This window comes from Vibrio sp. V42_P2S4T144 (assembly GCF_009904715.1).
In the GTDB taxonomy this organism is placed as follows: Bacteria; Pseudomonadota; Gammaproteobacteria; order Enterobacterales; family Vibrionaceae; genus Vibrio; species Vibrio alginolyticus.
On record NZ_WXWS01000343.1, the window covers coordinates 1 to 5,770 of the forward strand.

A 5,770-nucleotide genomic window follows, 5' to 3' on the forward strand; every position below is an offset into this window, starting at 1 on the left:
TGAAAGGTTATCCGTATATCACTGGCAAAAAATACAGCAGCTCGTTGGATAATCGAAAAGGTAAAGAGAAACTGCATCGTTATAAAGTAGTTTTAAATTCGCGTAACACCGATACGATAACGCTGGCTGTATTTCGAAAAGTCGGAAAAAATGGCGGATGGGATCCTGTTATCGAAGAGTTTAACGTTTTGAAAAAAGGTGGTTTTAACTATATTCCAGATAACTTCCGTCTGTCGGTAACGGCATCCACAGGTATGCTTACCAATACGCATGATATTGATAACTTCCGAGTCTGTGCGGACAAGTACTCGCGATTAACAGATGGTATTCATCATTTCGAGTTTGACTACTCAGGCTCAGGCAGTACGTGTCAGGCTTCTGATGTGACACTTAGAGCTTGTATGAATGAAAGTTGTTCTGAGCAATATCCTAGAGATGCATACGATGATGGCAGCTTAACGCCTCTCTCTGTCACTTTACTTCCATCTACTGGCAATAATGTTGCCAACTGGGTTGGTGGTACAAATGTACAGTTTGAGAATGAAACTCAGCTTGAGCTGCAAGGTTCAAGAGCTGGCGATATTACTTTGGGTATCGATCAAAGTTCCGTACCACAGTTTGGCTTTGAAGGGGCACGATGTCGAATTAATGGCGGGCCACTATCTGCTAACAACTGTAATGTAACCTTCGCTTCAAATGTGCTTGCGGTGAATGTTAATGATGTAGTTGCTAGTCGCGAAACTACGGGGGAGGACTACCTATCGTTTTGTTCAACTCGAACTGAAGACGGCGGTGAATCTCGCGGTGTTAATATGTCGATTGATTATGAAGTGGCACCGATCGATAGCTCTCAACCTGTCGTGATTTCTTACAAGAAAAAAGTGAAAGATCAGGCTGTGGAATGGAGTTCAAATGTCGAGCTAACCAGAGCTAATAAATACCTGCCTAATGTTTATTTTGATGATGAAGGCAAGGCATTCTTTAAGTTGAGATACTCTGAAGCTGGAAAGGTCAAACTTAAAGCCAGTGTTGAAGGTGTTGATGACTCGGATGGATTCGGCAGCTTCGTTAGTTTTCCTTCAAAACTGAAAGTTACTGCAAAGAGTGGTGATAAGAGCGGAGAGTGCACCAACAGTAAAAATGGCTGCTCTTCGGGGTTTGTTGCTGCTGGTGAAGTTTTTGAGTTAACCATCTCGGCATTGCAAGATGATGATACGGTTGCTGAGAACTATCAAGAGAAGACTATTACGGTTAGTAATAAAGTGAAGTACCCGTCTAATGGTTCATTAGCCAAACTTCTAAATGAGAAGCTACCAGAATCAAGTAAATGGTCTCGTGGCAGTGTGACGTTTGATCAATCGGTTTCAGAAGTCGGTGTTTTCGAGCTTATTGCTGAGGCACCAGTTGCTAAAGATGAAAATGGCGATGATATTGGCACATCTCTATATCTTGGTAGTAATGCATTTAAAATAGCCGATGGTAAGTCAACCATTGGGCGCTTCTATCCGGATTACTTTAAAGTCACCGGGACAGAGTGGACCTACCCTGATAATCAGAATCAATCTGTATATATGGGACAGAATTTTGAATCGGTTAAGTTTGAAGTCACAGCATATAACGCTAACGGTTACACAACTCAAAATTATGGTGGTTTTGCCAATTCTTTAAAAGCAGATTTGTATTTGGCTGGTGGTTACTCAGATAGACTTAGCATTTTGGATTCCGATTTGACTAGTGATAACTGGTCGGGAGCTGTGTGGAGCAAAACTTGGGATAACTCAGTTTATTGGCGTAAAGATTTATCTTTGCCGAGTCCCGATGGTCCATTTAATTCAAAACTACCGGCAGACAAGGATAGTTCCATCGAAACGTCTATTTCGCTTTCACTTAATAATAATGGAACTAAAGTATCTGGCTATGTTGATCCTACGATGTTCTTAAAAGAAGGGCAAAATAGCACTGAAGATAGAATGGTTTCGCAACAGCTACTATCGCAACCTGATGTCAGGTTTGGTCGCATAGCTCTGGATGATGTGGGAGTGAATCAGGGTAAATCTGTTAATATCCCCCTTAGAGTGGAGTATTGGAGAGATACCCGATTCGTTTTAAACAGTAAGGATAACGGGACAACAGTGTCCCCAACTCTAAAAAGCCAGGAGCCAGTTTGGCCTGATGATGGCTCCGACTGCGACATTTTACTTGAAGGCGTCAGAACGACGGTTAACGATGGTGCCATGCGTGAACTTATTGCTAAGCAAGAGCGCGCAGACTGTGGACGTCAACAAGCTGAAGTTTGGCTTAATCTCGACCCTAGTGGTAACAACCTCCCTTGGCTCAAATACGACTGGGACAATGATGGCTCCGAAGAAAACCCATCCTCCGTCGTCACCTTCGGTATTCACCGTGGTAATGACCGTGTGATTTACCGTGGTGAGCCAGGGTTAACCGGACAGTAACAACTTAGGTTTTTGCCCTTAAGTTAGGAAACTGCAAGAAATTGAGGCTTTCTGCTCATGTTTGTGTACCAATACCTTGCTGTGACAGCGAGGCATTGGTACATTTAGAGCAATTTTTGTCTTCTATATTTTTGCAGGATGAGCGAAGAGTATGTTTAAGAAACTTCGTGGCATGTTTTCTAACGATCTATCTATCGATTTAGGTACAGCCAACACTCTAATTTACGTAAAAGGGCAAGGAATTGTCCTTGATGAACCTTCTGTAGTTGCTATTCGTCAAGATCGTGTAGGTTCTGCAAAAAGCGTTGCTGCAGTCGGTCACGCAGCAAAACAGATGCTTGGTCGTACACCTGGCAACATTTCCGCTATTCGCCCAATGAAAGACGGCGTAATTGCTGATTTCTACGTAACCGAAAAAATGCTTCAGCACTTTATCAAGCAAGTGCACGATAACAGCATCCTAAAGCCAAGCCCACGTGTTCTTGTTTGTGTTCCTTGTGGTTCTACCCAAGTTGAGCGTCGCGCAATTCGTGAATCAGCACTTGGTGCTGGTGCGCGTGAAGTTTACCTAATCGACGAGCCAATGGCGGCGGCAATTGGTGCTGGTTTACGTGTATCTGAGCCGACAGGTTCAATGGTGGTCGATATCGGTGGTGGTACAACTGAAGTTGCCGTTATCTCTCTAAACGGTGTGGTTTACTCATCGTCTGTACGTATCGGTGGTGACCGCTTTGATGAAGCTGTGATCAACTACGTACGTCGTAACTACGGCAGCTTGATTGGTGAAGCAACGGCTGAAAAGATCAAACACGAAATCGGTTCTGCTTACCCTGGTGATGAAGTTCAAGAGATTGAAGTTCGCGGTCGTAACCTTGCAGAGGGTGTACCACGCAGCTTTAGCTTGAACTCAAACGAGATCCTAGAAGCGCTTCAAGAGCCGCTATCTGGCATCGTATCAGCAGTCATGGTTGCACTAGAACAGTGTCCTCCAGAGCTTGCTTCAGACATTTCTGAAAACGGTATGGTACTAACCGGTGGTGGTGCACTACTGAAAGATCTCGATCGTCTACTAATGGAAGAAACTGGTATTCCTGTGGTTATCGCGGAAGATCCACTAACGTGTGTTGCGCGTGGTGGCGGTAAAGCACTAGAAATGATCGACATGCACGGTGGCGATCTGTTCTCTGAAGAATAAAGGTTTAGGTGAAGCTCATGTCGGGCTTCACCTTCATTTCTGCTCTCTCTGTAATTCAAACATGCTCCATACCTAAAAGTATTTAGTTAAGTATTTTTAGGTGCCAAGTAAGGCTCAATAATCATGGAAGCAATCAGGTCAAAAACAAGATGAAACCGATTTTCGGCAGAGGTCCGTCTCTGCAATTACGTCTGTTTTTTGCTGTCATCGTGTCGGCGAGCTTAATGCTGGCCGATAGTCGTCTAGATACGTTTTCCAACGTTCGATACCTACTAAACAGTATGGTTGCACCGATTCAGTACGCAGCGAATTTGCCTCGTAGTATGTTCGATGGCGTATTTGAACGTTTTAATTCTCATCAGGCATTAGTTGAAGGCAATCGCAGCTTAAAGCGAGAAGTGTTACGCCTGAAAAGCGAGCTTATCTTGCTCGACCAATATAAAGAAGAAAACCAACGCCTACGTAAGTTGTTGGGATCTTCATTTGTCCGTGATGAAAAGAAAGTCGTGACAGAAGTAATGGCGGTGGATACTTCACCTTATCGTCATCAAGTGGTGATCGATAAAGGCCGTATTGATGGTGTTTACGTTGGTCAGCCTGTTATCAACGAGAAAGGCATCGTTGGTCAGGTTACGTTTGTCGCAGCGCACAACGCACGTGTTCTGCTGCTAACGGACGCGAAAAATGCAATTCCTGTCCAGGTGATCCGCAATGATATCCGAGTGATCGCATCGGGCAATGGTGAAATGGATGAAATCCAACTGGAGCACATTCCAACCAGCACAGATATTCAGGTTGGTGATTTATTGGTGACATCCGGTTTAGGTGGTATTTACCCTGAGGGATACCCAGTCGCGACGGTTACCAATGTGGATCACGATACGCGTCAAGAGTTCGCTTCAATCAAGGCTGGGCCGGTTGTGGAGTTTGATCGCTTACGCTACCTACTGCTGATTTGGCCGAATGAAGACCGTCAACACAAAGTACTGCGGTCCAATGTAGATGAAGGGTTAGAGCAAGAACAAGAGGTAACCGATGGCCAATAATGTATTGAGCAGCCGAATGGTGATTGGCGTCAGTTTCTTCGTTGCGCTGGTACTGCAAACCATTCCATGGCCAGGTGTGTTAGATGTGTTACGTCCGTCATGGTTGTTCCTTGTTACGTGTTATTGGGTGTTGGCACTACCGCACCGAGTGAACGTCGGAACTGCGCTAGTGTTGGGCTTATTGTGGGATATCTTGATCGGCTCAACGCTTGGAATTCGTGGCATGATGATGTCGATCGTTATCTACCTTGTGGCGCTGAATTTCCTATTGATTCGCAACATGGCATTGTGGCAACAGTCGATTTTAATTGCCTTTTTTACTGCGTTGTTGGAAGTTTTGATATTCTGTGGGGAATATTTGAACCAGGACGTAGTATTTAATCCATTATCTCTGTGGACGGCGGCAATAAACTGTATACTTTGGCCATGGATGTTTTTATTAATGCGACGAGTTCGTCGTGCATGGCACGTAAGGTAAAGCGGTGAAGAAAAGCTTATCTCTCGTTCTCGCATCGGGTTCTCCGAGAAGAAAAGAGCTGCTTGCTCAACTGGGTTATGATTTTGAGATCGTATTGCCTGATATTGAGGAAGCCAAACAGGCTCATGAGCAAGCACGAGATTACGTGTTGCGTCTTTCTTTGGAAAAAGCTCAGGCAGGCTTAGCGTTGGCTAAGCCTGATTCCGTTGTATTGGGCTCTGATACGGTCGTAGTATGCGATGACCGTGTGCTAGAAAAACCAAAAAGTTTTGAAGATTCAAAGCGTATGCTTACTGACTTATCGGGTCGTCGTCATCAAGTGATGACTGCGGTGAGCGTTGTATCATCGGAACAACAACATTCAGTGGTCGTTACCACTGACGTGTGGTTCAAACCACTGACTCACGAAGAAATCGAACAATATTGGCAGTCAGGAGAGCCATGCGATAAAGCTGGAAGTTATGGTATTCAGGGACTCGGAGGGCGATTTGTCACCCGAATCGAAGGCAGTTATCACGCTGTAGTAGGCTTACCTTTGTTCGAAACCGATCAGCTAATTCAAGAATTTTTATAATTGTTTTGAGGTGTGCACATG

General features: G+C 44.5%; 5 protein-coding genes. All 5 read left to right on the forward strand.

What is annotated here, in order from left to right:
* Nucleotides 1-2,456 (forward strand): DUF6701 domain-containing protein (locus tag CAG68_RS11950; RefSeq protein WP_337250512.1); only part of this gene is annotated, 2,456 nt, incomplete at its 5' end.
* A 151-nt stretch (nt 2,457-2,607) separates the two neighbouring features.
* A complete protein-coding gene (locus CAG68_RS11955; RefSeq protein WP_005381144.1) occupies nt 2,608-3,651 on the forward strand; it encodes a rod shape-determining protein in 1,044 nt (347 codons plus the stop codon).
* Between the two features lie 149 nt (nt 3,652-3,800).
* Nucleotides 3,801-4,697: a rod shape-determining protein MreC gene (gene mreC / locus CAG68_RS11960; protein ID WP_064354324.1), complete on the forward strand. Its 897-nt coding sequence runs from the start codon at nt 3,801-3,803 to the stop codon at nt 4,695-4,697.
* The gene (gene mreD / locus CAG68_RS11965; protein WP_005381141.1) at nt 4,687-5,175 is read left to right on the forward strand and encodes a rod shape-determining protein MreD; all 489 of its coding nucleotides are present in this window, start codon (nt 4,687-4,689) and stop codon (nt 5,173-5,175) included. Before mreC ends, mreD begins: the two co-directional genes overlap by 11 nt.
* A 4-nt stretch (nt 5,176-5,179) precedes the next feature.
* On the forward strand, nt 5,180-5,749 hold the full coding sequence (locus CAG68_RS11970) for a Maf family protein (protein ID WP_005381139.1): 570 nt from the start codon (nt 5,180-5,182) through the stop codon (nt 5,747-5,749).
* Nucleotides 5,750-5,770 lie beyond the last annotated feature (21 nt).